At 64.3% G+C, this 26,266-nt stretch carries 25 protein-coding genes; 11 read left to right on the top strand and 14 right to left on the bottom strand.

From position 1 onward, the window contains the following. Positions 1–177 precede the first annotated feature (177 nt). The gene (locus tag AC0J5K_RS19120) at positions 178–1,122 is read left to right on the top strand and encodes a formylglycine-generating enzyme family protein (RefSeq protein WP_274565909.1); all 945 of its coding nucleotides are present in this window, start codon (positions 178–180) and stop codon (positions 1,120–1,122) included. 48 nt (positions 1,123–1,170) lie between these two features. Here AC0J5K_RS19120 and AC0J5K_RS19125 read toward each other — a convergent pair whose 3' ends face one another. From AC0J5K_RS19125 to AC0J5K_RS19150, 6 genes are all read right to left on the bottom strand, one after another. Continuing rightward, complete coding sequence (locus AC0J5K_RS19125; protein ID WP_074839717.1) at positions 1,171–1,857, bottom strand: D-lyxose/D-mannose family sugar isomerase; 687 nt, start codon at positions 1,855–1,857, stop codon at positions 1,171–1,173. Beyond that, positions 1,854–3,134 carry an amylo-alpha-1,6-glucosidase gene (locus tag AC0J5K_RS19130; RefSeq protein ID WP_074839714.1) on the bottom strand — a complete coding sequence of 427 codons (1,281 nt, stop codon included), beginning with the start codon at positions 3,132–3,134 and terminating at the stop codon, positions 1,854–1,856. Before AC0J5K_RS19130 ends, AC0J5K_RS19125 begins: the two co-directional genes overlap by 4 nt. 9 nt (positions 3,135–3,143) lie before the next feature. Next, on the bottom strand, positions 3,144–4,187 hold the full coding sequence (locus tag AC0J5K_RS19135) for an ABC transporter ATP-binding protein (protein ID WP_274565910.1): 1,044 nt from the start codon (positions 4,185–4,187) through the stop codon (positions 3,144–3,146). A gap of 26 nt (positions 4,188–4,213) precedes the next feature. Further along, on the bottom strand, positions 4,214–5,059 hold the full coding sequence (locus AC0J5K_RS19140) for a carbohydrate ABC transporter permease (protein ID WP_048534265.1): 846 nt from the start codon (positions 5,057–5,059) through the stop codon (positions 4,214–4,216). Next, a complete protein-coding gene (locus AC0J5K_RS19145) occupies positions 5,056–5,901 on the bottom strand; it encodes a carbohydrate ABC transporter permease (protein WP_048534266.1) in 846 nt (281 codons plus the stop codon). Before AC0J5K_RS19145 ends, AC0J5K_RS19140 begins: the two co-directional genes overlap by 4 nt. A 112-nt stretch (positions 5,902–6,013) precedes the next feature. Further along, positions 6,014–7,282 carry an ABC transporter substrate-binding protein gene (locus AC0J5K_RS19150; protein WP_274565911.1) on the bottom strand — a complete coding sequence of 423 codons (1,269 nt, stop codon included), beginning with the start codon at positions 7,280–7,282 and terminating at the stop codon, positions 6,014–6,016. A gap of 294 nt (positions 7,283–7,576) precedes the next feature. Between AC0J5K_RS19150 and AC0J5K_RS19155 the strand changes: the two genes are divergently transcribed. The 3 genes from AC0J5K_RS19155 to AC0J5K_RS19165 all read left to right on the top strand — a co-directional run bounded on the left by AC0J5K_RS19155 (position 7,577) and on the right by AC0J5K_RS19165 (position 10,671). Continuing rightward, a complete protein-coding gene (locus AC0J5K_RS19155; RefSeq protein WP_074839709.1) occupies positions 7,577–8,617 on the top strand; it encodes a LacI family DNA-binding transcriptional regulator in 1,041 nt (346 codons plus the stop codon). Positions 8,618–8,732: 115 nt separating this feature from the next. Further along, positions 8,733–9,737, top strand: coding sequence for a zinc-binding alcohol dehydrogenase family protein (locus tag AC0J5K_RS19160; RefSeq protein WP_074839706.1), 1,005 nt, complete (start codon positions 8,733–8,735; stop codon positions 9,735–9,737). Positions 9,738–9,864: 127 nt separating this feature from the next. Next, entirely contained in the window at positions 9,865–10,671 is an 807-nt protein-coding gene (locus tag AC0J5K_RS19165) for an SDR family NAD(P)-dependent oxidoreductase (protein ID WP_274565912.1), read from the top strand. Between the two features lie 19 nt (positions 10,672–10,690). Here the strand turns inward: AC0J5K_RS19165 and AC0J5K_RS19170 are convergent, their stop codons facing one another. Beyond that, on the bottom strand, positions 10,691–11,212 hold the full coding sequence (locus AC0J5K_RS19170; protein ID WP_274565913.1) for a CBS domain-containing protein: 522 nt from the start codon (positions 11,210–11,212) through the stop codon (positions 10,691–10,693). Between the two features lie 86 nt (positions 11,213–11,298). On the opposite strand from AC0J5K_RS19170, the gene AC0J5K_RS19175 reads away from it, so the two are divergent. Then, on the top strand, positions 11,299–11,478 hold the full coding sequence (locus AC0J5K_RS19175) for a hypothetical protein (RefSeq protein WP_074839701.1): 180 nt from the start codon (positions 11,299–11,301) through the stop codon (positions 11,476–11,478). An 8-nt stretch (positions 11,479–11,486) separates the two neighbouring features. Here AC0J5K_RS19175 and nqrM read toward each other — a convergent pair whose 3' ends face one another. Continuing rightward, positions 11,487–11,735, bottom strand: a complete 249-nt coding sequence (nqrM, locus tag AC0J5K_RS19180) for a (Na+)-NQR maturation NqrM (protein ID WP_074839698.1) — start codon at positions 11,733–11,735, stop codon at positions 11,487–11,489. Between the two features lie 9 nt (positions 11,736–11,744). Continuing rightward, entirely contained in the window at positions 11,745–12,764 is a 1,020-nt protein-coding gene (locus AC0J5K_RS19185) for an FAD:protein FMN transferase (protein ID WP_274565914.1), read from the bottom strand. Positions 12,765–12,929: 165 nt separating this feature from the next. Here AC0J5K_RS19185 and AC0J5K_RS19190 point away from each other — a divergent pair, with 165 nt between their 5' ends. The 6 genes from AC0J5K_RS19190 to nqrF are packed head-to-tail and all read left to right on the top strand — an operon-like array spanning position 12,930 to position 18,796. Next, the gene (locus AC0J5K_RS19190) at positions 12,930–14,273 is read left to right on the top strand and encodes a Na(+)-translocating NADH-quinone reductase subunit A (RefSeq protein ID WP_074839693.1); all 1,344 of its coding nucleotides are present in this window, start codon (positions 12,930–12,932) and stop codon (positions 14,271–14,273) included. Positions 14,274–14,276: 3 nt separating this feature from the next. Then, positions 14,277–15,476 carry an NADH:ubiquinone reductase (Na(+)-transporting) subunit B gene (locus AC0J5K_RS19195; RefSeq protein WP_074839691.1) on the top strand — a complete coding sequence of 400 codons (1,200 nt, stop codon included), beginning with the start codon at positions 14,277–14,279 and terminating at the stop codon, positions 15,474–15,476. Between the two features lie 7 nt (positions 15,477–15,483). Continuing rightward, the gene (locus tag AC0J5K_RS19200) at positions 15,484–16,296 is read left to right on the top strand and encodes a Na(+)-translocating NADH-quinone reductase subunit C (protein ID WP_048534534.1); all 813 of its coding nucleotides are present in this window, start codon (positions 15,484–15,486) and stop codon (positions 16,294–16,296) included. Further along, positions 16,296–16,949 (top strand): NADH:ubiquinone reductase (Na(+)-transporting) subunit D, encoded by a 654-nt coding sequence (locus AC0J5K_RS19205; RefSeq protein ID WP_048534282.1) that lies wholly within the window; start codon positions 16,296–16,298, stop codon positions 16,947–16,949. The genes AC0J5K_RS19200 and AC0J5K_RS19205 overlap by 1 nt, the downstream gene beginning before the upstream one ends. After that, the gene (nqrE, locus tag AC0J5K_RS19210; protein WP_048534283.1) at positions 16,949–17,557 is read left to right on the top strand and encodes an NADH:ubiquinone reductase (Na(+)-transporting) subunit E; all 609 of its coding nucleotides are present in this window, start codon (positions 16,949–16,951) and stop codon (positions 17,555–17,557) included. Before AC0J5K_RS19205 ends, nqrE begins: the two co-directional genes overlap by 1 nt. A gap of 15 nt (positions 17,558–17,572) precedes the next feature. Then, positions 17,573–18,796, top strand: a complete 1,224-nt coding sequence (gene nqrF, locus AC0J5K_RS19215) for an NADH:ubiquinone reductase (Na(+)-transporting) subunit F (protein WP_048534285.1) — start codon at positions 17,573–17,575, stop codon at positions 18,794–18,796. A gap of 129 nt (positions 18,797–18,925) precedes the next feature. Here the strand turns inward: nqrF and AC0J5K_RS19220 are convergent, their stop codons facing one another. The 5 genes from AC0J5K_RS19220 to AC0J5K_RS19240 all read right to left on the bottom strand — a co-directional run bounded on the left by AC0J5K_RS19220 (position 18,926) and on the right by AC0J5K_RS19240 (position 26,024). Further along, positions 18,926–21,256 carry a DUF4962 domain-containing protein gene (locus AC0J5K_RS19220; protein WP_274565304.1) on the bottom strand — a complete coding sequence of 777 codons (2,331 nt, stop codon included), beginning with the start codon at positions 21,254–21,256 and terminating at the stop codon, positions 18,926–18,928. Between the two features lie 85 nt (positions 21,257–21,341). Beyond that, positions 21,342–22,913 (bottom strand): extracellular solute-binding protein, encoded by a 1,572-nt coding sequence (locus AC0J5K_RS19225; protein ID WP_244526490.1) that lies wholly within the window; start codon positions 22,911–22,913, stop codon positions 21,342–21,344. A 111-nt stretch (positions 22,914–23,024) separates the two neighbouring features. Then, a complete protein-coding gene (locus AC0J5K_RS19230; RefSeq protein WP_420398591.1) occupies positions 23,025–23,906 on the bottom strand; it encodes a carbohydrate ABC transporter permease in 882 nt (293 codons plus the stop codon). Positions 23,907–23,919: 13 nt separating this feature from the next. Further along, the gene (locus AC0J5K_RS19235) at positions 23,920–24,777 is read right to left on the bottom strand and encodes an ABC transporter permease (RefSeq protein ID WP_371398972.1); all 858 of its coding nucleotides are present in this window, start codon (positions 24,775–24,777) and stop codon (positions 23,920–23,922) included. Between the two features lie 143 nt (positions 24,778–24,920). Then, positions 24,921–26,024 (bottom strand): ABC transporter ATP-binding protein, encoded by a 1,104-nt coding sequence (locus AC0J5K_RS19240; protein ID WP_048532124.1) that lies wholly within the window; start codon positions 26,022–26,024, stop codon positions 24,921–24,923. Between the last annotated feature and the right edge of the window lie 242 nt (positions 26,025–26,266).

Raw genomic sequence — 26,266 nt, forward strand, 5'->3', positions numbered from 1 at the left:
GCTGATCGGTGGCCCTTTCCGGGCCGGATCACCCGCCTTATGCTGCCTGTGCCCGGCAATCGCCATGGAACTTGGCGCAGGTTTGCGGCAGAAAGGCGCGCAGGAGGGTTTCTTGACCATGCCAGTGTTTCGTTCCGTGCCACCGATCCCCGCGCCCTGCCGTCCGGGAGGCCGGTGATGTCCGATACCATTGCCAAGAGCTGCTGCGCCCCCGCCCGAAGCGGCGACAGCGCCAGACCGCAAGCCCAAGACCCGATGGCGCGCGAGAGCGATCCGCCCGAACGGGTGCAGATCCCCGGCGGCCGCGGGCTGATCGGGACCGACCGGCCGGAATTGCCGATCGATGGCGAAGCGCCGCTTCGCCAGACCCGGATCAAGCCCTTCGCGATGGATGCGACCACCGTCACCAACGCCCGGTTCCGCCGTTTCATCGCGGCGACAGGCTATGTCACCGACGCCGAGCGGCTCGGCAATTCCTTTGTCTTCGCCAATCTGCTGCCGCCGGATTTCCCGCCGACCCAGGCGGTTGCGGCGGTGCCCTGGTGGCGGGTGGTGGATGGTGCCTCCTGGGCCGAGCCGCTGGGGCCGGGCTCGGGCGAGGCCTGTCCCGACGAATATCCGGTGGTGCATGTGAGCTGGAACGACGCCCAGGTCTTTGCCCGCTGGGCCGAGGGGCGGCTGCCGACCGAGGCGGAATACGAACATGCGGCGCGCGGCGGGCAAGGTGATGTGCGCTTTCCCTGGGGCGACGCAGAGCCGAACGACAGCGATCACTTTCCCTGCAATATCTGGCAGGGTCAGTTCCCCCGGCACGATCTCGGGCTCGACGGGCACCGGGGCGCCGCGCCGGCGCGCTCTTTTGCACCCAATGCCTATGGGCTTTATCATATGGTGGGCAATATCTGGCAGTACACCGCCCAGCCCTTCAAGGTGAAATCGCTGAAGAAATCGGTGCAGCAGGCCCATGCCGACAAGGTCGGCTACAAGCTGGCCAAGGGCGGGTCATTCCTTTGCCACGCAAGCTATTGTTACCGTTACCGGATCGCCGCCCGCACCGGCTCCACCCCTGACAGCACCACGTCGCACCAGGGGTTTCGCCTGGTCTATGACGTCAAGGGCTGAAGGGGCGATCGCGGGCCACCACCGCGCGGCGGTGGCCCGGCGCAGGTCTCAGGCCAGCCAGGACCTGTAGTCGCTGACCAGCAGATGCGTGGGATCGGTGTCTTCCTCGATTTCGGCGAAGCGGCCGATCGGCTCGCGGAAGATATTGTCGGTCTCGTCGTCGTTCACCGTCGACACCTCGCCAATCAGCACATCGCCGCCCTCACCCCAGAAGGCATGCCAGTCGCCGGGCATCAGGGTGACGCTCTCGCCCGGGGCGAATTTCAACTTTTCGCCGGGGGCAAAGTCGCGGCGGATGCCGTCACACCAGACGGTGCCGCCCTTGTCCTCGGAGAAATTGCCCTGATCGTCAGAGCCGTAGAGCTCGATCACCATGGTGGCGCCGCCGCGATTGATGATGTCCTCGGCCTTGATCACATGGGTGTGCATCGGCGAAAGCTGATCCTGCCGCGAAATCAGCAGCTTTTCCGCGTAACACATGCCGCCGCCCCGTTGCAGATCGGCCAGCCGGCCATTGCGCAGGGTAAAGAGAAACAGCCCCATCTCGTCGAACCGGCCATCACCGTAATCGGTGATGTCCCAGCCACAGCGTGCCTCGATCACCGCGCGGGCGTCGTCCTTGCGGGATTTGAATTCGTCGGGTGTCCAATAGGCAAAGGGGGGCAGGGCAAAGCCATGGCTGCGGATCATATCGTCCGCCTGTGCCATGATGTCGTTGATGCGGGATCGTTTCATGCGGCAACCTCGAAGGTGTGAAGAATCTCGATGATCATTGCAGCGGTCCAGGTGAAATGCGCGCCGCCGCAAGGTTCGGCTGTAACGGGGTCGTGATATTCCGCAAATCCGCTGGTTTCAATCAGTCGCAGGCAATCACCCATGATCCGGTCGATGATTTCGCGTTCTCCGGCGCGTTGCAGCCCGTCGGCGACCATGAAATTGACGATCAGCCAGACCGGACCGCGCCAGTACCGCAGCCCGTCGAATTCGGGCGCGCGGGGGTCATGGCTGGGGATCAGGTAGTTGCAGACCTCGCCCAACTCTTCGATCCGCCGCACCAGTGCCGTGATGCGGTGTTTCGGGATCGGGGCAAAGGCCGCCAGGACGCCGCCGATCGAGGCGCTGGGGATCAGCTTGCCTTCGGCCCGGTCGTAACACAGGTACTGGCCCAGTTCGTCGCTCCACAGGCTTTCCATCGCCGCGACGCCCTTGTCGGCCATGGCACGGGATTCTTTGGCGATCTCCTCCATCCCCAGACGCGCGGCGAGATCGGCCACATCCTCGCAGGCGCGGATCAGGATGGCGTTGAAGCCCGGATCGACCACCTTGAAGGGTGAGGCATCGTGCAGCTTGGTGTTGTCCCAGCCGAGGCTTTTGAACTTCTGCACCAGCCAGATGTAGCGCTTGTACTGGCCGTCGGTCGGCCGGTGCGCCGGGTTGGCGTGGGCGGTGTCGCGCCGGGTGAATTCGCCGACGCCGTCGATCGGCACCCGGTCAAAGGCATCATCCCAGTCGACGGAATTGTCGCGGCCGGATTCCCAGGGATGCAGCAGCGCGACCAGCCCGGTGCCCTCTGGGTCGCGGCAGCGGTAGAACCATTGGTGCCAGGCGTGGATCTTGGGCAGCAGCGCGCGCGCCTGTCTGCCGGCCAGCGCGCTGTCGCGGGCCCGGTCATGGATGCGGCGCACGGCAAAGCCCGCAACCGGCGGCTGGGTGATGCCGGTGGTCGGAACGGCGCGGCCGGTGCCCCAGACCTCGGGGCCGGGAAAATAACCGTCGTCGGGTGCGTGAAAGATGATATGCGGCACCATCCCGTCATCCCATTGATGATCGAGCAGGGTTTCGATCTCGGTCCAGGCGCGCGGCTCGTCGTAATGGGCAAAGCCCAGCGCGCTGAGTGCGGAATCCCAGTTCCACTGGAACGGATAGAGCCCGTGGGTCGGCACCGTATAGGCGCCACGGTCATTGTCGCTCAGGACTTGCCGGGCGTGCCGGATCATTTCGTCATGGTTCATTGGTCTGCCTCACGCCACGGCCAGGGTTGTTTCGGGATCGAACCAGCGCACCCGGTCCGTTTGCGGGGCCAGCGTCAGCATATCGCCGCGCTTGACCTCCATGTCGCTGTCGAGCACCGCGCGGAACAACGTGGCGTTGACCTCGCAGGTCACCAGGAGATGCGCGCCCAGCGGTTCGACGATCTTCACCTTTGCCTCAAGCCCGTCGCCGGCCGGCTGCATGTCTTCCGGGCGGATGGCGAATTGCAGCGGCGACTTGCCATAGCGCGGCCCGTCGATCACGTTGCCAGCCACACTCCATTTGCCGTCGCCCGCCGCCTCGGCGCGCAGGAAGTTCATCGGCGGGTTGCCGATGAAACTGGCGACGAATTCGGCCGCCGGGTTGCGATAAACCTCGATCGGCGAGGCGGCCTGCACGATCTCGCCCTGGTGCATGACGCTGATGCGGTCGGCCATCGACATGGCTTCGACCTGATCATGGGTCACATAGACAGCGGTGGTCTTGCTCTCTGCCAGCACGCCTTTCAGTTCGGCCCGCATCTCCATCCGCAAGAGCGCGTCTAGGTTCGAAAGCGGTTCGTCCATCAGGATCACATCGGGCTCCATTGCCAGCGCCCGGGCCACGGCAACCCGCTGGCGCTGGCCGCCGGAAAGCTCGCCGGAATAGCGTTTGAGCAGCATCTCGATATGCATCAGCGAGGCCACCCGTTCGACCCGGCGCCTGACCTCGTCATCGGGCAGCTTCTGCATCCGCAGGCCAAAGCCGATGTTCTCGAACACCGTCAGATGCGGAAAGACGGCGTAGTTCTGAAACACCATGGCGATGCCGCGATCCTTGGGAGCGAGGTGGTCGACCCGGCGCCCGCCGATCCAGACTTCGCCCTCGGTCGCGGTTTCCAGGCCGCAGATGATCCTGAGCAGCGTGGTCTTGCCGCAGCCCGAGGCGCCGAGCAGGACCATGAATTCCTGGTCGGCGATGGTCAGGTTGATGTCGTGCAGCGCCTGATAGGCACCGAATTTCTTGGCGACGTTCTTGATCTGAATTTCAGCCATTTTTCTGGTTCCTTTCATGAACCGCCTCAGCGGTTGGCGATGCCCCACATGGCGAAGAGGTATTTGCGCACCGCGAAGATAAAGATCAGCGCGGGCACGACGAGGATGAAGCCGCCGGCGAACTTCAGGTGCAGCGGCGAGGTGTCGAGGTTTTGCAGCAGAAAGGCGGTCAGCGTCCGGTTCTCGATGGTCAGCACGGCGGCCGCGAAGACCTCGTTCCAGGAGATCACGAAGGCAAAGATCGCCGACGCCGTGATGCCAGGCAGGATCAGCGGCAGAACCACCTTGGTAAAGGCGGTGAGCCTTGTGCAGCCCAGCGTCCAGGCGGCCTCTTCCAGTTCGAGCGGGATGCCCGAGAACAGTGAGAAGGTGATCAGCACCGCAAAGGGGATGGCCAGCGTGGTGTGCACCAGCGCGAGGCCGAAGGTGGTGTCGTCAAGCCCGGTCTGGATGAACATCACCGCCAGCGGCAGCGCCAGCAGCGGCAGCGGAAAGGCGCGGGTGAGCAGGATCAGCAGGCGGAACAGCTCCTTGCCGCGGAAATCGAAGCGCGACAGGGCATAGCCCGCCGGCGCGCCGATCAGGATTGACATGATCATCGTCATCCCCGCCGTCAGCACCGAGTTCTTGAGCGCCGTCAGCATCCCTGCGAACTGCGCGAAAAAGGCCAGCGAGCCGAAGTCGAATTCGGGGAAGAGCGGCTTGGGAAAGCTGTTGACGGTATCCGGCGAGGACAGGGTGTTCACCAGCAGGAAGTAGATCGGCACCAGCACCCAGGCGCAGAGAAGGACCACGCCGGAGATGTAGAGGAAGCGGCCGGCGCTGCGGGTCGAGGGCGCGGCGGGGGCTTCGGCAACGGTTGCATCGGTCATATCGTTGCTCCTTTCGGGACGCGCAGGGCGCGCAGGATGACAAGCGTCGCGGCGATCGAGATGGCGAGGATGACCAGCGCCATGGCCGCGGCGGCGCCGCTGTTGAGAAGGTCGAACTGATAGGCATAGGTCTCGCCCATCAGCACCGGGAAGAGCGTGCCGCCAAGCGCTGCCACCACGGCAAAGACCTCGAAGGCCATGATCACCCGCAGCACCAGCGCGGTCTGCAAGCTGGGTCGCAGCATCGGCAGGGTGATGCGGACGAAACGTTTCCAGGGGCTGGCGCCAAAGACTTCGGCCGCCTCGTAATATTCCTTGGGGATCAGGCCGATGCCGGCGACTAGGATCACCAGCATGATCGCCGTCGCGCGCCAGATCTCGGCCAGGGCGATGGCCACGAAGACCAGCCCGGGGTTCTGGAAGGTCAGCAGGTTGGCCGGTTTGTCGACGATACCCATGCCGTGCATCATCGAATTGAGAAAGCCCGACTGCTCGAAGATCGCCAGCCAGATCAGCCCCGCCGCCAGATCCGAGATGCCCAGCGGAATGGTCCAGACATAGAGCACGAGGTCGCGGCCCTTTTCCATCCGGGTCACCATGGTGGCCATCAGCAGCGACAGCGCCAGCTGGATCGGCACCACGGCGGCGGCCAGCAGCAGCGTGTTTTTCAGCGAGATCGGGAATTTCCAGTAGCTGACCACCTCGCGGAAGTTGTCGAGGGTAAAGCCGGCGCCGGTGGTGAAGGCCTGTTTCGCGACCAGCACGAAGGGGTAGAGGAAGAACAGGCACAGAAACAGCGTCACCGGCAGGATCAGCATATAAGGCAAAAGTCGAGCGTTCATGGAATCGCTCCTTGTTCCGGCGCGTCGCGCGCGCTTGGGGTGGGATCTGGGGGCAAGGGGGATGTCCGGGCCCGAAGGCCCGGACGGGGAGGGGCGCTTTGACCCCGGCGGATCATTCCACCGGGCAGGCGCCGTCCGAGGGGGCGTCCGGGGCCCAGCAGGGCGCGCCGGTTTCGTTCATGATGGCCTCGAGCCGGCCTTTCTGATCTTGCAGCACCGCTTCGATCGGCTGACCGGCCAGCACGATACGTTCGAAGCTGTCGACAAAGACCCGGTTGAAATCGCCGCCCTTGTCGCCGAGCCCGGCGGGCAGAAGCCCCGGGTTGGCATCGGCCGAGCCCGACATCTTGGCCACGGCATCACCGGCGGCCTTGACCGAAGGCGGCAGATCGTCAGGCAGGTCGATATCGACCACCGGGAAGAAATTTGTCGCCTTGAGCGTGGCGATCTGGGTCTCCGGCTGCATCAGATAGTCGATCAGCGCCTTGGCCGTGTCTTTGTCAGGCGCGGTTTCCGGGATGGCGATGCCGGCCAGGACCGGCATGAAGCCACGGCCCTCGGGGCCGGCCGGCGCCGGGAAAGCGACAAAATCGTCGGGCCGCTCGTTGAAGGCATTGGCCAGGCGCGAGGTGTGGTCGAACACGATCCAGGCGTCACCCGACAAAAGCTGCTCTTGCATGAAGGAGAAATTGGTCGAGCCGGGGTTGGTGTGGGACCAGAGCTCCTTGAACTTTTCCCAGGCGGTCACCGCCTTGTCCGAGGCGAAGGTGCGAACCACGCCATCGGTGTAGGAGGGATAGAGATACCCCTGAAAGAAGCGGTGTTTCAGGCCCTTGGGGCCGGCCGGAAAGCCGAACTTGGGTTCGCCCTCGGCCGCGTGCACATTGGCCGCCCAGGCGATCAACTGGTCGTAGGTCAGCGCATCGATGTCGGCGCCTTCGGGCAGGTATTGCAGCGCCTCGCGGTTGGCCGCCATGATATAGCTGGCCTGCATCCAGGGCATGTACTGCATGCTGTCGGTGCCAAGCTTGGCAAGGCTGTTGAACGTGTCGGAAGCGGACATCGTGCCGGTGTCACCCAGATCGACCAGCGTGCCGGGATCCATCGCCGAGAAATCGCCGTGCAGCGCGCCCAGCAGACCGATGGTGCCCGTGCCGGCCTGGATTTCCGCGCTCAGCCGCGTCAGCCAGGGGCCGGCGTCGTTGGGTTGATAGTCGACGGCATCTTCGAAGCCGGCAAGCACCTGTTCGCGCATGGCCTGCGCTTCTTCGACCGGCTTGGCCTGGGTCGACCAGAACAGGATTTCGGCCTGGGCCACGCCCGCCGACAGGGCCAGCGCGATACCGGACACGGCGCCGGCGAGTTTGAAGTGAAGTGACATAAGTTCCTCCCGAATTGAAACACGGACGCAAAGCCTCTCGGCCTGCCCCGCCCGGTCACAGCCTGCCCGGGCCTCCTGACCCTGTGACAGCCTGCCGTCGCGCTGTTGGCGGGATCATGCGGCGCACGACTCGCCTTGGCGATGGCAGTACCATGATGTAACGATATATCAACTGTCAAATCCTTTTTACGCGTCGCTTTCGCCTAAATCGGCGGTTCTGTTGAATATGCTTGATCTTTTCGCGCGGCTGCTTTCTATATTTCGGCTAATCGTTATATCTTCGATGTGAGGAGCATGGCCGGAAAACCCACCCTGAGGAGTGTCGCGCAGGAAGCCGGGGTCTCGATTCCCACGGTCAGCCAGGTCATGCGCGGCACCGGCCGCATTTCCGAACAGACCCGCGAAAAGGTGCTCGAGGCGGCGCGCAAGCTGCACTATGTGCCCGACAGCCGGGCGGCGGCGATGCGGTCTGGCGAGAACCGGGAAATCGGGTTTGTCATCAACCAGTTCGCCAACCCGTTCAACGCCGAGGTCGTGTCTGGCGCGGTCGATCTGCTCGATGGCGAAGGCTACCTGGTGTCGATCCTCGACACCCGCGACGATGCCGCCCGACAGAGCCGCCAGCTCGAGGCCTTCATCCGCAACGGGCGCGGCGGGCTGATGTGGGTGCCGGCGCTCGACACCCCGGAAGAGACCGTCGCACTGCTGAGGGCGCAGGGCATTCCGACGGTGACGTTCCTGCGGCCGGCCGGCGATGATTTCGACCATGTCGGCGTGCGCAATGCCGTTGCCACCGATGCTGCGACCCGTCATCTCGTCGATCTTGGCCACCGGCACATCGCTTATCTCGGCGGGACCGGGATGACCGCGGTGCGCCGCCGCCGCATCGCCGGCTATGAGCGGGCCCTGGCGGCGCAGGATCTCGGACCGGCGATCGTCTGGCCATCGATCGACACCAAGCGCGCCGGGATGGAGGCGATGCTGGAGCTTTACCGGACGCATCCGAAGGTGACGGCGGTGGTCTGCAACGGCGACATGGTGGCGCTCGGCGCCTGTCTCGGGCTGGTCAAGGCCGGGTTGCAGCCCGGCAAGGACGTCTCGGTCATCGGCTTCGACGACATCGAGGATGCCAGCGTGGCGACGCCGCCGCTTACGACCATGGCGGTTTCGCCGCAAAAGCTGGGGCGCAAGCTGGCGCAGGTGCTGCTCAACCGCATCCGCGAGCCGGAAATGCCGGTGAGCCTCTCTGAGGTTTTTGCCGAACTGGTGATTCGCGAAACCACCGGGCCGGCGCCCCAGTCCTCCGATGCGGCGGCCTCGACCCGGGCACGCTGAACACACCTGCGATTATCCTGCGAATCGGAATAATGAAATCCGAAATCTCCGGTTTATTCGGATATGCGCCAAGGTTACCTCTGGTCGCAACACAGCGCTTGGATTGGAGCAAGAGATGAAAGCGATTGGCTACGAGACGGCAGGACCGGTGGATGCGCCCGATGCGCTCCGGGCATTTGACGCACCCCGGCCCGAGATCGGGCCGCAGGATCTCCTCGTCGATGTGCGCGGCGTGTCGGTCAACCCGGTCGACGTCAAACTGCGCCAGAATGCGCAGCCCGAGGGTGGGCCGCGGGTGCTGGGCTTTGACGCGGCGGGGGTGGTTGTCGAGGCCGGCGCCGAGGTCAGCGATTTCATCATCGGCGACGAGGTGTTTTATGCGGGTGACGTCACCCGCGCCGGCAGCAACGCCGAGCTTCAGGCGGTTGATGCGCGGCTTGTCGGGCGCAAACCCTCGCGGCTCGATTTCACCGAGGCCGCCGGCCTTCCGCTGACCACGATCACCGCCTGGGAAATGCTGTTCGATTCCTTCCGTCTGACGGAAGGCGGCGGCGCGGGCCAGAGCCTTCTGGTGATCGGCGGGGCCGGCGGCGTCGGCTCGATCTTGATCCAGCTTGCCAAGACGCTCACCGGCCTGACGGTGATCGCCACCGCGTCGCGCGAGGAAACCCGGGACTGGGTGCGCGACATGGGCGCCGATCACGTGGTCGACCATCGTGGCAACCTGGTCGAACAGGTCGCGGCGCTCGGTCAGGCGCCGGCCTATGTCGCGGCGCTCACCGCCACCGATCAGCACTGGCCCGCCATCCTCGAGCTGATCGCGCCGCGTGGGCAGATCGCGCTGATCGACGATCCCGCCGCGCTTGATATCAAGCCCGCCAAGCCCAAGGCGCTCAGCATTCACTGGGAATTCATGTTTTCGCGCCCGATGTTCGCGACCGAGGACATTGCCGCGCAGCGCGACCTGCTGAACCGCGTGTCGCAGATGATCGACACCGGCACGCTGCGTTCGACCGTCACCGAACGCGCCGGGGCCCTGAGCGTCGAGACGCTGCGCGCCGCCCATGCCCGCCAGGAAAGCGGCAAGGTGATCGGCAAGCAGGTGCTTTCGGGGTTCTGATCCGAAATTTCCGTGGCACCGGGCCGGTTGCGCACTATCTGCACCGGCCTGGCGCCCCCGCGCCTTTGACCACGCCGACCGCTTTGTCACCAAAGCACCTTTGCGACCCCGAATTGCGAGACCTGTCATGACCAAGACCATCCTGATCACCGGCGCCACAGACGGCCTCGGACATGCCACTGCCACCCATCTGGCGAAACAAGGCCATGCCCTTCTGCTGCATGGGCGCAACGTCAAGAAACTTGCCATCACCGCCGAAGAGCTGCGCGCCCTGCCGGGTGTCGGGGTGATCGGAACGGTGCGGGGCGATCTCTCGGACCTCGACGATGTGGCAATGATGGCCGAGGGGCTGCTGGCCGAGCAGGGCGGGATCGACGTGCTGATCAACAATGCCGGCGTTCTCAAGGCAGACCCGGCCACCACCGCCCGCGGCGAGGATCTCCGTTTTGTCGTCAACACCTTCGCACCCGCGCTGCTGAGCCGGCTGCTGCTGCCGGCGATCCCGGCGGAGGGGCGGCTGGTGCATCTGTCCTCGGCCGCCCAGGCGCCGGTGGACCTGGCGGCCATGGCCGGCGAGCGTCCGCTCGAGGCGATGGAGGCCTATGCCCAGAGCAAGCTGGCGCTGACCATGTGGAGCGCGGCACTGGCCCGGGAACTGGGGCCGGACGGGCCGGTCACGGTTGCGGTCAACCCCGGCTCGCTGCTGGCGACCAAGATGGTCAAACAGGGTTTTGGCGTCGCCGGAAATGATATCGGCATCGGCGCGGAAATTCTGAGCCGGGCCGCGCTCTCGGCGGATTTTGCGGAGGCTTCCGGCCTCTATTTCGACAATGACAGCGGGCGGTTCGCGGCGCCGCATTCCGCAGCGGCGGACAAGACGAAGGCCGCGGCAGTGGTCGCGGCCATCGAAAAGCGTATCGCGGAATACCTCTGACGCGGGCCGTCGGCGTCACCTAGCCGACGATCAGCTGCTTGAGCTGCAAGGCTTCGTATTCCAGCGCCGTCAGGCGATAGTTCACCACGTCGCCGATCGAGATCAGGCCGACAAGCTGGCCCTCCTGCATCACCGGCATGTGGCGGAAGCGGCCATCGGTCATCCGGCGCAGCACCGTAACCAGGGATTCGTTGGGCGTGGTGGTCTTGACCTCGGTTGACATCAGGTCGGCGACCTTCTGCGGCAGGGTATGGCCGGGCGTGTCGGCCAGCCGGCGCACCACGTCCCGCTCGGACAGGATGCCCACCAGCTCGCCTTGGGGATTTTTGACCATCAGCGCGCCGATCTTCTTGTCGCGCAGCACTTCGACGGCATGGCCGACGGTATCCTCGGGCGCGATCCAGAACATGTCGTCGCTCTTGCTTTCCAGCACATGCGCCACGGTGGCCTGCGCGGCCGACATGTTGGTCTGGATCGACTGGCTCGACGTCTTTTCGTGCGTTGCCGAGTCGCGGGTCTTGGGCTGGTACGACGCCACCATGGTGTATTCTCCCTGTTTCACACTATACGCTATAGGAATTCGTGCCTGTGTAAATGGGTTCCAACACACGCAGAGAGGAGCCTCGCTTGCCTGATGTCACGCTCACCCCCGTCACCGCGACGGCGCTCTTTGTCGTCGCCTGCCTCGCCGGCATGCGCTACCGGAATATCTGGAAGGCGGAAGGGCCCCGCAGCCGGCTCTGGCTTTACGGGGTGATCGCCGCGGTGGCGCTTCTGGTGCTGGGATTCGTGCCGATGCGTGGCTGATCCGGGGGTCAGCCCGCCGGCCGTTCCTCGGCCTGCATCTGATCGAGCATCTTGCGTGCGCGCGGGCATTGCAGCCGTTCGCGCAGGGGGCTGTCGGGGTCGATGTCCTTCTTGCAGACCAGGCATTGATCCGCGTCGGAAATCGCATTCAACCCGCCGCAGCTGCCCTTGATCGTGCGGCCGTTCAGGATGACGCCAAGCGCCATCCCCAACATGACCAGCAAGAGCAGTCCGAATGCGAGCAGAAAGGTCGACATGGCGTCCTCTTAGGCGGTGGCCGTCGCAAAGCGCTTGGAGGCGGTGGTGACAAAGCCGTCGGCGCCGCGATCGATGAACAGCGCGGCGATGCCTTCGCGTTCGGCGATCTCCAGCCCGCGTTCGCGGCCCAGCACCAGCAGGGCGGTGGCCCAGGCGTCGGCCAGCATGGCGGTGTCGGTCAGCACGGTGACCGAGGCGGTGTCATGGGTCACCGGCCGGCCGGAGGTGGCGTCGATGATATGCGAGAAGCGCTGGCCATCGACGTCGAAATAATTGCGGTAATCGCCCGAGGTCGCCATGCCCATGCCGGAGAGGCCGACAACCTGGCTGATGCCGCGGTCATAGGCCTGCGGCGTCTCGATGCCGATCTGCCAGGGCTGGCCGTCGGGGTTGCGGCCGGAAGCATAGAGATCGCCGCCGATCTCGACCATGTAATCGGTGATGCCGAATCCGGCCATTGCCTTGGCCACCTGGTCGACGCCAAAGCCCTTGCCGATCGACGAAAGGTAGACCTCGGCGCCCGGCGTGAGCTTGGTGAGCTGGCTGCCTTGCAGGTCGACCGAACGCGCCTGGCCGCAGCAGGCCATGGCTTCGGCAATCTCGGATTCGGCGGGCATGTCGCGACGGGACTGGCCGGCGCCGAAGCCCCAGAGATCGATCAGCGCGCCGACGGTCACGTCGAAGCCGCCTTCGCTGGCGGCATGGACGTCCTGTGCCGCCTGCATCACCTGCGCCAGCTCTGGCGAGACATTCAGGCTTTCGCCCTGTGCCGCTGCATTGAAGCGCGAGATCTCGGAGCCGGCGTCCCAGTTCGACATCTGCACGTTGACCCGGTCCAGAGCGGCATCGACGGCGGCCTGAAGTTCGGCCTGGTCGACATTGCGGCTGTGATCGACGGCGATGATGGAATAGCCGGTGCCCATGGTCAGCCCGGTCAGCTCCAGCACCGACCAGCCTTTCTTGCACGCCATGAGAAACAGCGGCATCGCAAAGACGCTACGGCGGGTAAGAAGAAGAGGGTCTGACATGGGACGGCTCCGCTGGCTGCAATCTGGTCCGGTGATCGTTTGATGAGCTTCTGTGACAGATCGGGACTGGGTTCAACTGGGAATCGCGAAAACGCGCCTAAACCGGCTTTAAAACCCAGCCGCAGTGTCGCATAAGGCGGCGGGACAGAAGACAGGACGAAAGACGTGCAGCAATTTCCGTTGAAAAAAGGTCTGGACGTGCCGGTGTTGGGCGCACCGGACATGACGATCCATGACGCCGCCCCCGTCCGAACCGCAGCAATTCTTGGCCAGGATTACATCGGCCTGAAGCCTCGACTCGCGGTTCAGGAAGGCGATGTTATCGCCGCTGGCGCGCCGATTCTGGCGCATAAGGATACGCCTCGAGTGCTGGTCACGGCACCGGTTTCGGGCCGAATCAAGGCAATCAACCGCGGTGCGCGACGGGTCCTGGTCAGCGTCGAGATCGAGGTCGATCACGCGGCTGCCGAACCGGTGGATTTCTCGCAGGTGGGCGATGTCAGCACCCCTGAAGGTGTGACAGAACGTCTCTGCGCCGCCGGGCTCTGGCCGGCGTTCCGCACCCGTCCCTATTCCAAGGTGCCCGATCCCGACAGCAAACCGGCGGCGATCTATGTCACCGCGATGGACAGCGAGCCGTTGTCGCCCGATGCCGCCGTCATCATCAACGACGACGCCGAGGCCTTTGCCCGCGGCCTGGCCGCCGTGGCGCTGCTGACCGAGGGCAATACCTATCTCTGCCAGGAGATCGGCGCCGAGATTCCCGGGGCCGATGTGGCGGGCGTGACCCCGGCGGGCTTCTCGGGCCCGCACCCCGCCGGTCTGGCCGGGACGCACATGCATTTCCTCGAGCCGCCCCGCGAGGACAAGATGGTCTGGACCATCGGCTATCACGACGTGATCGCCATCGGCCGCCTTTTGCGCGACGGCCGCATCAGCGCCGACCGCATTGTCGCGCTGACCGGCCCGATGTGCCGCAATCCGCGTCTGGTGCGCACGATCGATGGCGCTTCGATGCTCGAGCTCTGCGAGGCGGATTTGCAGACCGACACCCCGGTTCGGGTGATTTCCGGTTCGATCCTCAGCGGACGCGCCGGCGCCGGGCCGACCGCCTATCTCGGCCGCTATGCCCGCCAGGTCACCCTGATCGAGGAAGACCGCGAGCAGATCCCGCTGGGCTGGATTCGCCCGATGCCGTCGAAATACGCCTTTCAGCCGGTGCTGGGATCGGCGCTGAGCAAGAAACTCTACAACCTGACCTCCAACCTCAACGGCGGTCGCCGCGCCATGGTGCCGATCGGCACCTTTGAACAGCTGATGCCGCAGGATTTCCTGCCGACGCAACTGTTGCGCGCGCTGCTGGTGATGGACACCGACAGCGCCCAGGCGCTTGGCGTTCTGGAACTGGATGAGGAAGACGTCGCGCTCTGCGGCTTTGCCTGCCCCGCCAAGTATGAATATGGCATCGCGCTTCGCGACAGCCTCACCAAGATCGAGAAGGAAGGGTAGGCCATGGGTCTTCGCGCATTCTTCGACCGGATAGAGCCGAGCTTCGTCAAGGGCGGCAAGTACGAAAAGTACTTCCCGCTCTACGAGATGGTCGAGAGCTTTATCTATACCCCGCGCACGGTGACCACCGTCGCCCCGCATGCCCGCTCCTACATCGACATGAAGCGGATCATGACCTATGTGGTTCTGGCGACGATCCCGACGTTGCTCTTCGGGCTCTACAACACCGGCTTGCAGACCAACATGGCGATCGCCGAATTCGGCCCTTCGGGCTGGCGCGCGGCGATCATCGAGACGCTGGGCATCGGCTTCAACTTCAACAACCCGCTGGCCAACATGGCCCACGGGCTGCTGTATTTCCTGCCGATCTATATCGTCACCCTGGTCGCGGGCGGCATCTTCGAGGTGATCTTTGCGGTGGTCCGCAAGCATGAGGTCAATGAGGGCTTTCTTGTCACCTCGATGCTCTACACCCTGATCCTGCCGGCTTCGACGCCGCTCTGGCAGGTGGCGCTCGGCATCATCTTTGGTGTGGTGATCGGCAAGGAGGTCTTTGGCGGAACCGGCAAGAACTTCCTCAACCCGGCGCTGGTCGGCCGCGCCTTTCTCTATTTCGCCTATCCCGCCTATATGTCCGGTGACAGCATCTGGACCCCGGTCGACGGCTTTTCCGGCGCCACCGCGCTGGCGATTTCGGCCGCCGACGGCCATCAGGTCCTGCCCGAGAACGGCATTACCTGGATGGATGCCTTTGTCGGTACGATCCAGGGCTCTTTCGGCGAGACCTCGACGCTGATGATTTTGGTCGGGCTGGGCTTTCTGCTGTTCACCAAGATCGCGAACTGGCGGCTGATCGTCGGCTGTCTGGGGGGCATGATCGCCTTTTCGACCCTGCTGAACGTGATCGGTTCCGACACCAACCCGTTGTTTGCCATGCCCTGGCACTGGCATCTGGTGGTGGGCGGCTATGCCTTCGGCCTGGTCTTCATGGTGACCGAGCCGGTCTCGGCCAGCCACACTAACCTGGGTCGCTACATCTACGGCGCGCTCATCGGCTTCATGGTGGTGATGATCCGGGTGATCAATCCGGCCTTCCCCGAAGGCATGATGCTTGCCATCCTGTTCGGCAACGTCTTTGCGCCGCTGATCGATTATTTCGTCATCCAGGCCAATATCAAACGGAGGGCAAAGCGCCATGCCTGAGGACAACATGCCTGACGAAAACGGGCGCAAGGGCCCGATCCGCCGCTTTCTCGATGCGCCGCCCGACAGCGTGGGCAAGACGGTCTTTGTCGCCGTGGCGCTCTGTCTGGTCGCCTCGATGGTGGTTTCGGCCGCCGCCGTGGCCCTGCGCCCGGTGCAGGAAGCCAACCGCCTGGTCGACAAGCGGGTCAACATCCTTCAGGTCGCCGGCGTCTATGACGAGACCGTGCCGGTGAACGAGGCTTTCGCAGCCTTCGAGCCGCATGTGCTCGAGCTCGACAGCGGCACCTATGCCGATCAGTTCGACATCGAGACCTTCGACGACCTGGCCGCCGCCGACGACCCGGCGATCGTGCGCGCGCTGGACGAAGACCCGGCCGGTCTGGGCGGCCAGATGGACGCCTTTCGGATGATCTATCTGCTGCGTGACGAGGCCGGGGCGCTCGACAAGGTGATCCTGCCGATCGAAGGCTATGGTCTGTGGTCGACGCTCTACGGCTTCATCGCGCTGGAAGAGAACGGCAACGACATCTATGGCCTGCAATTCTATCAGCACGGCGAAACCCCCGGCCTGGGTGCCGAGGTGGACAACCCGCGCTGGAAAGCGCTGTGGAACGGCAAGAAGCTCTTTGCCGAGGATGGCGACCTGGCGATCACCGTCGCCAAGGCCCCGCCGCCCGAGGGCGCGGAACATTTCGTGGATGCACTGGCCGGGGCGACGCTGACCTCGGTGGGCGTGGACAACCTGGTGCGTTTCTGGATGGGCGAGGCCGGTTACGGCACCTTCCTTGAACGGCTGAAAGCAGGAGAGGTTGGCTGATGGCACAGACCTATCGTTCGCAACTCGTCGACCCGCTGGTCGACAACAACCCGATCACCCTTCAGGTGCTGGGCATCTGCTCGGCGCTGGCGGTGACCTCTTCGATGCAGGTGGCCTTCGTGATGTCGCTGGCGGTGATCGCGGTGACGGGCTTCTCGTCGCTGTTCATCTCGATGCTGCGCAACCAGATCCCCAATTCGATTCGGATCATCGTGCAGATGGTGATCATCGCCTCGCTGGTGATCCTCGTCGATCAGGTGCTCAAGGCCTATGCCTACGAGATCTCCAAGACGCTGTCGGTCTTTGTCGGCCTGATCATCACCAACTGCATCGTCATGGGCCGGGCCGAGGCCTTTGCGATGAAGAACCCGCCGGTGGCGAGCTTCATCGACGGTGTCGGCAACGGCCTGGGCTACGGGCTGCTGCTGATGGTGGTGTCCTTCTTCCGCGAACTGTTTGGCTCGGGCTCGCTGTTCGGCGTCACCATCCTCGAGACGGTGAACAATGGCGGCTGGTATGTGCCCAACGGCCTTCTGCTGCTGCCGCCCTCGGCGTTTTTCGTGATCGGTCTGCTGATCTGGGCGGTCCGCACCTGGAAACCGGGGCAGGTCGAAGAGCGGGAATACCGCATTCAAGCGGTGGAGGCACACTGATGGAAGGTCTCGTATCTCTCGCGGTCAAGGCGATCTTTGTCGAGAACCTGGCCCTGGCATTCTTTCTCGGCATGTGCACCTTTCTCGCCGTGTCGAAAAAGATCTCGACGGCCATCGGCCTCGGCATCTCGGTCATGGTGGTGCAGTCGATCACCGTGCCGGCCAACAATCTGATCCTGACCTATCTGCTCGCCCCCGGCGCGCTGGCCTGGGCCGGCTTCCCCGACATCGACCTGACCTTCCTCGGGCTGATCTCCTATATCGGCGTCATCGCGGCGCTCGTGCAGATCCTCGAGATGGTGCTCGATAAGTACTTCCCGCCGCTCTACAACGCGCTCGGGGTCTTCCTGCCGCTGATCACGGTGAACTGCGCCATCCTCGGCGGCTCGCTCTTCATGGTCGAACGCAGCTACGATTTCCCCGAAGCGCTGACCTATGGCGCCTCGTCGGGCTTCGGCTGGGCGCTGGCCATCACCGCCATGGCGGGGGTGCGCGAAAAGCTCAAGTATTCCGATATTCCCGACGGACTTCAGGGCCTCGGCATCACATTCATCTCTGCCGGACTGATGGCCATGGCCTTCATGTCCTTCAGCGGCGTCAAACTGTAAGGAGAGGCCCGGACCATGGAAACCTTCGGACTTGGCGTCCTTCTCTTTACCCTGATCGTCACCGCGCTGGTGATGATCATCATGGCGGCGCGGTCAAAGCTCGTCAGCTCGGGCGACGTCAACATCACCATCAACGGCGAAAAGACCATTTCGGTGCCGGCCGGGGGCAAGCTGCTCCAGACTCTGGCGGCGGAAAAACTCTTTGTCCCGTCGGCCTGCGGCGGCGGCGGCACCTGTGCGCAATGCCGGGTCCGCATCCACTCCGGCGGCGGCTCGATCCTGCCGACCGAGGAATCGCATATCACCAAGCGCGAGGCATCCTGCGGTGACCGCCTGTCCTGCCAGGTAGCGGTCAAGCAGGACATGGAAATCGAGGTTCCGGAAGAGGTCTTCGGCGTGAAGAAATGGGAATGCACCGTGCGTTCCAACGAAAACGTCGCCACCTTCATCAAGAACCTGGTGCTGGAACTGCCCGAGGGCGAGGACGTGAACTTCCGCGCCGGCGGCTACATCCAGATCGAAGCCCCGGCGCACAAGCTGTCCTACAAGGAATTCGACGTCGAGGAAGAATATCGGCCGGATTGGGACAAGTTCGATCTCTGGCAGTATGACTCCCACGTCGAAGAGCCGATCGAACGGGCCTATTCCATGGCCAATTACCCCGACGAAAAGGGGCTGATCATGCTCAACGTCCGGGTGGCCTCGCCGCCGCCGGGCTCCGAGGGCATTCCGCCGGGCCAGATGTCGTCTTACATCTTCAACCTGAAACCCGGTGACAAGGTCACCATCTCCGGTCCCTTCGGCGAGTTCTTTGCCCGTGATACCCAGAAAGAGATGGTCTTCATCGGCGGCGGTGCCGGCATGGCACCGATGCGCAGCCATATCTTCGACCAGCTCAAGCGCCTCGAGAACCGCGACCGCAAGATCACCTTCTGGTATGGGGCCCGCTCCAAGCGCGAGATGTTCTTCGTCGAGGATTTCGACCAGTTGGCCGAGGAATTTTCCAACTTCGAATGGCATGTCGCGCTGTCGGATGCGCTGCCCGAGGACGACTGGAAGGGCTACACCGGCTTCATCCACAACGTGCTTTACGAGGAATACCTCAAGGATCACCCGGCGCCGGAAGACTGCGAATACTACATGTGCGGTCCGCCGATCATGAACCAGTCGGTGATCAACATGCTCCTCGAGCTGGGCGTCGACCGCGAAGACATCATGCTCGACGATTTCGGCGGCTGAGCGCTGGCGCCGCCCCATGGGGCGGGCCGTCCCGGCCCAGCATACCGACAGAAAAGCGAAAAGCCGCGGGCATCCCCCGCGGCTTTTCGCCGTCTCATCTCCGTGTCGTTGGGGTCCCTCGTGCTCGGCTCATGATTTTGCGAGTTTTTTGAGGGTAATTTTGAATGTGTTTTCGTCCGGGTCGGTGAAGTAGAGGTCGGCGTCGTAGCCCTGGTCGTCCATGAAGTTGAAGATGCGCCTGGGTTCGGAGCGCCGGTAGGGCACCAGCAGGGTGGCGATGCGATGGCGTCTGGCGGCGGGGTATGTCGCGTGCAGGCAGGTGCTTTCGGGCAGGCCGGCGTAATCGGCCGGGTCGACGCCGGGGAAGCCGGTGACCTGGCTGAGTTCGGGCTTGCCGGCCTCGGACCAGACCACCTGGCCGTAGAAGCCCGCCGTCTCGCCGGTCATGCGGAAGGAGGTCCGGCCGAGGTCGTAGGGCTGGTTGGCATGCAGCAGCCAGTCGATGGTGACGGCTGCGTCGGCATCGACGCTGTCGACGATGACGAAGTAGCTGCCGTTCACGAAGTAGACCTCGCGGCCGGCGCGGGTGACCTCGGGCGAGAGGCTCCGATAGGCGGCGGTGGCGTCGCCGTGGATGTAGATGTGGTCGTCGCGCTGCTCGGCGGCGAGGATCGTGCCGGTGGCGGCCATGGCGCGGGCCTTGTCCTTGTCGGCATATTGGCCCTTGCCATTGATCAGGATGGCGTTTTTCGACCGGGTCTGGCGCCGCCAGTTGCGGTGCATCGAGGAGTTGAAGGCGACGTAATAGCCCGATTGCACCGCCAGGTCCTCGCCGAAGGCGGCCAGGCAAAAGGCGTTCTGGTCGCCGTGGCTGTGGCTGATCGAGCCGAACGTGCTGCTTTTGAACACGAACTGGATATGGCGGTCGGGGTCGGCCATCTCGTGCTGGATGCCGACCCAGCCGATGCCCTTGAAGTGGCGCATGCCCGAGGGCGGATCCGTAGCTTCGACAAGGGGGAAGTCGGTGAGATAGGTCAGCTCGTCAAAATGCGTGTCCCACCAGCCCCAGTTGTAGAAGGCGCCCTCGGTGCCGGGGTTCAGCCGGGCGAGCTCCTCATGGTACCATTGATAGGCGCCATTGCCGGTGACGCCGGCGTATTGCCGCAGGTTGATGCCGGTCTTGATGCAGGGCAGATCGCCCTGGGTGCTGTCGTCGCCGAAGGTGGCGCGGCGGGTGTTCGGCGCCTTGCAATAGAGCGGGAAGTCGCCGGTGTTGCGGAAGAAGGGGCGCTGGTAGAGGTCGATGCCGGCAAAGCTCTTCAGCCGGTTGGCGGCCTCGATCAGATAGGCCATGCCCATCATCCAGTAGTTGGTGCCCTCGGCCCAGCCGCCATCGGCATCGCCCCAGGGCGAATAGACCGTGGCGAGGAACTCGATGCAGTAGTTCAGCCAGTCGCGGGCCTCGCCGCTGCCGTTCTCGCCCTCGTCCTCGCCCAAGAGCGCGATACAGGCCGGCACCAGGGTCAGCGAGACCGAGCGCACGGCATGGCTGTCATAGGGAAAGAGGTGGATCTTGGCGTTGAGGATGGCGTGTTCGGCAATGTCGCGGGTGCGTTCGTGCAGCGCGTCGCGCACCAGCCTGCGCTCGTCGTCGGAGAGCTGGTCGTAAAGCCAGTCGTAGCCCCAGGCCAGGGCATTGGTGACGCGGTAGGCCCATTCGTCGGTATAGGCACGGCTGGTCACCCCCATCGGATCCCAGGAAGCCACCTCCAGCAGCCAGTCCCTGGCGCGGTCGAGCATCGCCTGGTCGCCGGTCACCTGGCCGCCGATGGCGAGGTGACGGATGGCATAGATCACCTCCTGCAACTCGATGTAGGTCTGGCGCCAGACCGGCGCGGTGCGCTGGTGGCCGGGATAGCCCGCCGGCTCGCGGGTGATCTCGCGGTCCATCCAGGGCAGGACGGATTTCTCGTAGAAGCGCGCCCAGGTGCAATGGTCGGGATCGGCCTTCACCGCCTTGCGGAAGGTCTCGAGCCGGGCGGCGTCGAGCCAGAGCCGCGGGTGGCTTTCGGGGGCCTCGGCAAAGCGGCTGGCGCGGCCGGGCAGCGGGGTTTCCGGCAAGCCCTCGGCCAGGGTGAACTGCCGGGTGGCGCTCCAGCCGGTGACCGGCTGGCCCTCGGCGTCGCAGACCGCATAGGCCCAGTGCCAGGTGCCGGGCTCGAGCACCCGGTCGGGGGTGAAGAAGTTGAGCGGCACCGGCCCGTGGGTTCGGGTCTCGGCGGCGGGAAAGGCCGGGTCCTGCGACAGGCGCAGCAGATAGAGCGCCTCGTCCTCGATCACCGGCAGCCAGGTGAAGCGCGGCGGGTTCTCGACGATCGGGGTCTCCGCGTCGGGCGCATACTGGATCGTCAGGCGGCCGGTTCTGGGTTCGTCGAGCGTGGGGGCGGTGGCGCCGGGCATCGGGATATCCTGTTGCTTGCGGGGAAGATTCGGGGGGCCTGCGGCCGGCGACGGCCGCAGGCGGGTCTGTCCGGGGGGCTCTGGCCTAGCCGCCGTACTGGCGCTCGTAGGCCGAGTTCATCACCTCGAGCACCTCCTCGTAACCCATCTTGTTCAGGGTCTCGATGTAGCTGTCCCAGTCCTCCTGGATGTCGCCGGAGCCGAGAATCCAGGCCTGCTGGCGCTCCAGCATGTAGGTCTGGATCGAGGGGAAGTACCGGTCGTAGACCTCCTGCTCCTCCTTGTTGAAGGCGACGCCCAGGAACTGCTCGATCAGCAGGTCCTCGGTGTCATAGAGCTCGATGCCCTTGCGCGCGCTGTCGCGGGTCCATTGCCATTCGTAGCGGTAGTCCTGCGGGTAGCCGCGATAGACCTGCGCGCCCTCGAGATACATCTGGCTGTTGACCGGCTGGCCCGAGCTCAGCACCTCGTCCTTGTAGACCGGCGCGCCGTCGATCATGTCCCAGGTCTTGCCCTCGACGCCGAAGTTGGCGAGCAGCGCCCCTTCTTCCGAGAACCAGTAGTCGAAGTACTTGATGGTCTCGACCGGATGGTCGTTGGAATAGGAGATCGCCCAGCCGTCGGGCTTCATCGGGATGCGGCGGTTTTCCTCGATGCGCACGCCCGAGACCGATTTCGGCGGCAGGAAGGGGATGAAGTTGAAGCCTTCGACCTTGTCTTCCAGCGCCACGTTGTAACCCGAGGTGGAAGCGAACCAGTCGTGCGTCATGCCGCCCAGGTTCTCGCCCAGCAGATAGTCGCGCGCCGAGGAGCCGCGGGTGAAGACCTCGGGGTCGATCAGGCCTTCCTCGTACCATTGCGCGATATTGGCCAGACCGTCGCGATAGGCCTCCTGGGCGTAAGGATGCACCACGCGGCCGTCCTTGACGTAGAACTGGTGATAGACATCCGCCCCGGTCGAACGCGCATCCCAGAGCGTCAGCAGCCGCAGCACCTCTTCCCAGTCGCGCACGAAGAAGGGGATCTCGTCCTGCACGCCGTTGCCGTTGGGGTCCTGATCGCGGAAGGCCACCAGCACGTCGTAGAGTTCTTCCACGTTGTCGGGCGCTTCCAGCCCCAGCGCGTCGAGCCAGTCCTGGCGGACAAACCAGGCGCGGGCGTATTTGCCGTCCGGCAGATAGGGGATGTAATAGACATTGCCGTCATAGGCCTTGATCGCATCCCAGATCTCGGGATGGTCGTCGAACCAGGCCTTGATGTTGGGCGCATGGTCCTCGACCAGATCGTTGAGCGGCACGAAGGCGCCCTCGGGGCCGTACTGGTTGACCGGCTGCTTGATCAGGTTGCCGCCGACGATGTCGGGCAGATCGCCGGTGGCGAGCAGCAGGTTCATCGCCTCGTTGTTGTCCTTGGTGTTGCGGCCCGAGGTCTGATCGATCAGGTGGATATTGGTTTTCTCGCGGGCCACTTCCTCGACCGGGTAGAGCTTCGAGGTGTCGCCGCCGGGGCCATAGCCCTGGGCGCGCGGCCAATGCATGTGGATCGTCAGCTCGAGCGGCTCCTCGGTGATCGGCAGATGGCTTTCGGCAGACGCCGGCACGGCGATGGCCGCCGTCAAGGCCGTCGTCGCCAGCATGGTCAGTGACAGGTTTCGCATGGTGTCCTCCCTTTATGCGAATTCATTCGGTATTCGGTTGCCAGGCCCTCGGGAGGGCCTCGGGCGTTCGCGCCCGGACAGGGCTCCACCGGAGCCCTGTCCGGGCGCCGCTCACTCCTTCACCCCGCCGAGCAGGATGCCCTTGGAGAAGTATTTCTGCAGGAAGGGGTAGATCATCAGGATCGGGATGATCGAACAGACGATGATCGCCACGGTCACGGTCTCGACCGAATAGGCCGCGGTCAGCAGCGAGGTGGCGAACTCCTCGTCGTCCGAGAGCTCGACGATCACCTTGCGCAGATAGACCTGGAGCGGGATCTTGTCCTCGTCCTGGAGCAGCACCATGGCCCAGAAGAAGCCGTTCCAGCGCGACACGATGCAGAACAGCGCCACGGTGGCGATCGCCGGCTTGGAAAGCGGCACATAGACCTTCCACAGCACCTGGAACTCGTTGGCGCCGTCCATCCGCGCGGCCTCTTCGAAGCTCCGCGGAATGCCCTCGAAGAAGTTGCGCAGCAGGATGATGTTGAAGCCGTTGACCGCAAAGCCGATGATGATGCCGAAGTAGCTGTCGAGCAGGCCCAGATCGCGCATGTTCAGGAAGAACGGAATGAGGCCGGCGTTGAACCACATGGTGAAGGCCACCACCAGGTTCCAGAACCGCCGGCCGTAGAGCTGCGGCTTGGACAGCGCATAGGCGCCGGGGATGATGAAGGCCAGGCTCATCAGCGTGCCGCCGATGGTGTAGATGAAGGTGTTGGCGTAAGACGACCAGAACAGCGGCTCGGAGAGCACCTGCTTGTAGGCCTCCAGCGTGAAGCCCACCGGGGTCAGGATGACATTGCCGGCGCGGGCCTCGAAGCCGGTGCTCATCGACATCGAGGCGATGTAGATGAAGGGATAGAGCGTCGAGATGGTGAACAGGCCGATCAGCACCATGTTGACGATGACAAAGAGCCTGTCGCCGCGCGAATAGAGGTTCATGTTGGTCATGTCCGGTCCTCCCTTACCAGAGCGAGGTGCGCGAATAGCGCTTGGAGATCGTGTTCGCCGTCATCACCAGCACGAAGGCCACCACCGCGTTGAACAGGCCCGCGGCCGCCGCCAGATCGTATTGCCCGCCCTGGATGCCCTGGCGGTAGATGAAGGTATTGACCACATCCGCCGTCTCGTAGGTCGCCGGCTGATAGAGCAGGATGATCATCTCGAAGCTGATCTCGAGCATGTTGCCGATGCGGATGATCAGCATGATGATGATCGTCGGCAGGATCGAGGGAATGGTGATCTTCCACATCATCTGCCAGCGGCTGGCACCATCGACCACGGCCGATTCATACAGCGTCGGCGAGACCCCGGCGATGGCCGCCAGATAGACGATCGACTGGAAGCCCGCCTCCTGCCAGATGCCGGTGCCGACAAAGATCGGCCGGAACCACTCGGGCTTGGTCAGGAAGTAGATCGGCTCCACCCCGATCCAGCCGAGGAAGGTGTTGACGATGCCCGCGGAGGGGCTGAAGGCGGTGATCACGATGCCGGCGATGATCACGCTCGAGATGAAGTGCGGCAGATAGACGATGGTCTGCGCCGTCTTCTTGAAGCTCTGCTTGAGGATCTCGTTGAACATCAGCGCCAGGATGATCGGCATCGGAAAGCCGAAGAGCAGCCCGTAGAAGGAGATGATGATGGTGTTCTTCAGCGCCCGCAGGAACTGGTCGTTGCCGAACAGCGTCTGGAAGTGCTCGAAGCCGATCCAGGGGCTGGCCGCCACGCCGCGGAAGATCGAGTAATCCTTGAAGGCGATCTGAAGCCCGTACATCGGCTTGTAGAGAAAGACCGCCAGCCACAGGATGGTCGGGATCAGCATGACATAGAGCTGCCATTCCCGGCGCAGGTGGTCGCCCACCCTCTGGATGCGGCTCGGCCGGCGCGCGCGCCGCGCCTCGGAGGCGTCGAAGATCAGCTCTTCGGTCGCCGGGCCGGCGGCGCCGGTGAAGTTGGGATCGTTGCTCATTGTTCCAGCACCTGCCCGGGCAGCGTCCGGCCGGTCTCGGCGTCGAAGACCTTGATCAGATGCGGCGCGATGGTGAAGCCCGAGATGCCGTCGAGGATGTGCATCTGGCCCACCGTCTCGGTGCGGATGACAAAGGGCTCGCCCTGCAGGCTGGCATGGATCAGCGCCTCCGAGCCCAGGGTCTCGACCAGATCGACATCGAGGCCGACCCGGGTCGGGTCGGAGGCACCGGCGACCGCGACGAACTCGGGCCGGATGCCGAGAATGACCGTCTGGCCGACCGCGTTCTGCAACGACGGGATCGGTTGCAGCTGGATGCGCTGGCCGTCGAACTCGGCCACCGGGCCGCGATCGCCGGCCACCACCTGCGCGCGGATCATGTTCATCGGCGGCGAGCCGAGAAAGCCCGCGACAAAGGTGTTGGCCGGGTTCAGGAAGAGCTCCATCGGGCTGCCGATCTGCTCGATCCGCCCGTCGTGCATGACCACGATGCGATCGGCCAGGGTCATCGCCTCGACCTGGTCGTGGGTGACATAGATCGAGGTCGCGCCGAGCCGCTTGTGCAGCCGCTTGATCTCGGCCCGCATCTGGGTGCGCAGCTTGGCGTCGAGGTTCGACAGCGGCTCGTCGAACAGGAAGACCTTGGGCCGGCGCACGATGGCACGGCCCATGGCGACCCGCTGGCGCTGGCCGCCCGAGAGATCCGCCGGCCGCCGCTCGAGATAGGGCGTGAGCCCGAGGATGCCGCCGACCTCGTCGACCGAGGCGGCGATGTGGTCCTTGCTTTCCTTGCGGATGCGCAGCCCGAAGGCGATGTTGTCGGCGACGTTGAGATGCGGGTAGAGCGCGTAGTTCTGGAACACCATCGCCACGTCGCGATCCTTCGGCGCCACCCGGTTCACATGCCGGCCGTCGATCGTCAGATCGCCGTCGCTGATCTCTTCCAGCCCGGCGATCATCCGCAGCGTCGTCGACTTGCCGCAGCCCGAGGGCCCGACCAGCACGACAAACTCCTTCTCCGCCACCTCGAGGTCGATGCCATGCACCACCTGCACCGCGCCATAGGCCTTGACGATGCCCTCCAAACGAACTCCCGACATGTCCTCTCCTCCGTTAAAGTTGCCGGCGCCCGGCCCCCGCCGGTCCCGCCTGTGCGGATGCCGCCCCCAATCAGTTGCATGGCGGTGCGATTCGGGGCTAACTTGAGACTGGTATACTAGTAACAAATCTGGAATACTAGTATGAAGTTCGGCAGGGCGCCCGCCAGACCCCCCAGGGGGCCGGCGCCGCAGCCACAGCCATCAGGGGGCAGCCGCCGGCCCCGCACAGGGAGACCCGAGGG

Source organism: Marinovum sp. E3, assembly GCF_055755275.1.

Bases quoted from the DNA above. Each gene is read 5' to 3' on its own strand.
- AC0J5K_RS19120 (WP_274565909.1), top strand. From the start codon at position 178: ATGTCCGATACCATTGCCAAGAGCTGCTGCGCCCCCGCCCGAAGCGGC.
- AC0J5K_RS19125 (WP_074839717.1), bottom strand. From the start codon at position 1,857: ATGAAACGATCCCGCATCAACGACATCATGGCACAGGCGGACGATATG.
- AC0J5K_RS19130 (WP_074839714.1), bottom strand. From the start codon at position 3,134: ATGAACCATGACGAAATGATCCGGCACGCCCGGCAAGTCCTGAGCGAC.
- AC0J5K_RS19135 (WP_274565910.1), bottom strand. From the start codon at position 4,187: ATGGCTGAAATTCAGATCAAGAACGTCGCCAAGAAATTCGGTGCCTAT.
- AC0J5K_RS19140 (WP_048534265.1), bottom strand. From the start codon at position 5,059: ATGACCGATGCAACCGTTGCCGAAGCCCCCGCCGCGCCCTCGACCCGC.
- AC0J5K_RS19145 (WP_048534266.1), bottom strand. From the start codon at position 5,901: ATGAACGCTCGACTTTTGCCTTATATGCTGATCCTGCCGGTGACGCTG.
- AC0J5K_RS19150 (WP_274565911.1), bottom strand. From the start codon at position 7,282: ATGTCACTTCACTTCAAACTCGCCGGCGCCGTGTCCGGTATCGCGCTG.
- AC0J5K_RS19155 (WP_074839709.1), top strand. From the start codon at position 7,577: ATGGCCGGAAAACCCACCCTGAGGAGTGTCGCGCAGGAAGCCGGGGTC.
- AC0J5K_RS19160 (WP_074839706.1), top strand. From the start codon at position 8,733: ATGAAAGCGATTGGCTACGAGACGGCAGGACCGGTGGATGCGCCCGAT.
- AC0J5K_RS19165 (WP_274565912.1), top strand. From the start codon at position 9,865: ATGACCAAGACCATCCTGATCACCGGCGCCACAGACGGCCTCGGACAT.
- AC0J5K_RS19170 (WP_274565913.1), bottom strand. From the start codon at position 11,212: ATGGTGGCGTCGTACCAGCCCAAGACCCGCGACTCGGCAACGCACGAA.
- nqrM (WP_074839698.1), bottom strand. From the start codon at position 11,735: ATGTCGACCTTTCTGCTCGCATTCGGACTGCTCTTGCTGGTCATGTTG.
- AC0J5K_RS19185 (WP_274565914.1), bottom strand. From the start codon at position 12,764: ATGTCAGACCCTCTTCTTCTTACCCGCCGTAGCGTCTTTGCGATGCCG.
- AC0J5K_RS19195 (WP_074839691.1), top strand. From the start codon at position 14,277: ATGGGTCTTCGCGCATTCTTCGACCGGATAGAGCCGAGCTTCGTCAAG.
- AC0J5K_RS19200 (WP_048534534.1), top strand. From the start codon at position 15,484: ATGCCTGACGAAAACGGGCGCAAGGGCCCGATCCGCCGCTTTCTCGAT.
- AC0J5K_RS19205 (WP_048534282.1), top strand. From the start codon at position 16,296: ATGGCACAGACCTATCGTTCGCAACTCGTCGACCCGCTGGTCGACAAC.
- nqrE (WP_048534283.1), top strand. From the start codon at position 16,949: ATGGAAGGTCTCGTATCTCTCGCGGTCAAGGCGATCTTTGTCGAGAAC.
- nqrF (WP_048534285.1), top strand. From the start codon at position 17,573: ATGGAAACCTTCGGACTTGGCGTCCTTCTCTTTACCCTGATCGTCACC.
- AC0J5K_RS19220 (WP_274565304.1), bottom strand. From the start codon at position 21,256: ATGCCCGGCGCCACCGCCCCCACGCTCGACGAACCCAGAACCGGCCGC.
- AC0J5K_RS19225 (WP_244526490.1), bottom strand. From the start codon at position 22,913: ATGCGAAACCTGTCACTGACCATGCTGGCGACGACGGCCTTGACGGCG.
- AC0J5K_RS19230 (WP_420398591.1), bottom strand. From the start codon at position 23,906: ATGACCAACATGAACCTCTATTCGCGCGGCGACAGGCTCTTTGTCATC.
- AC0J5K_RS19235 (WP_371398972.1), bottom strand. From the start codon at position 24,777: ATGCTGATCCCGACCATCCTGTGGCTGGCGGTCTTTCTCTACAAGCCG.
- AC0J5K_RS19240 (WP_048532124.1), bottom strand. From the start codon at position 26,024: ATGTCGGGAGTTCGTTTGGAGGGCATCGTCAAGGCCTATGGCGCGGTG.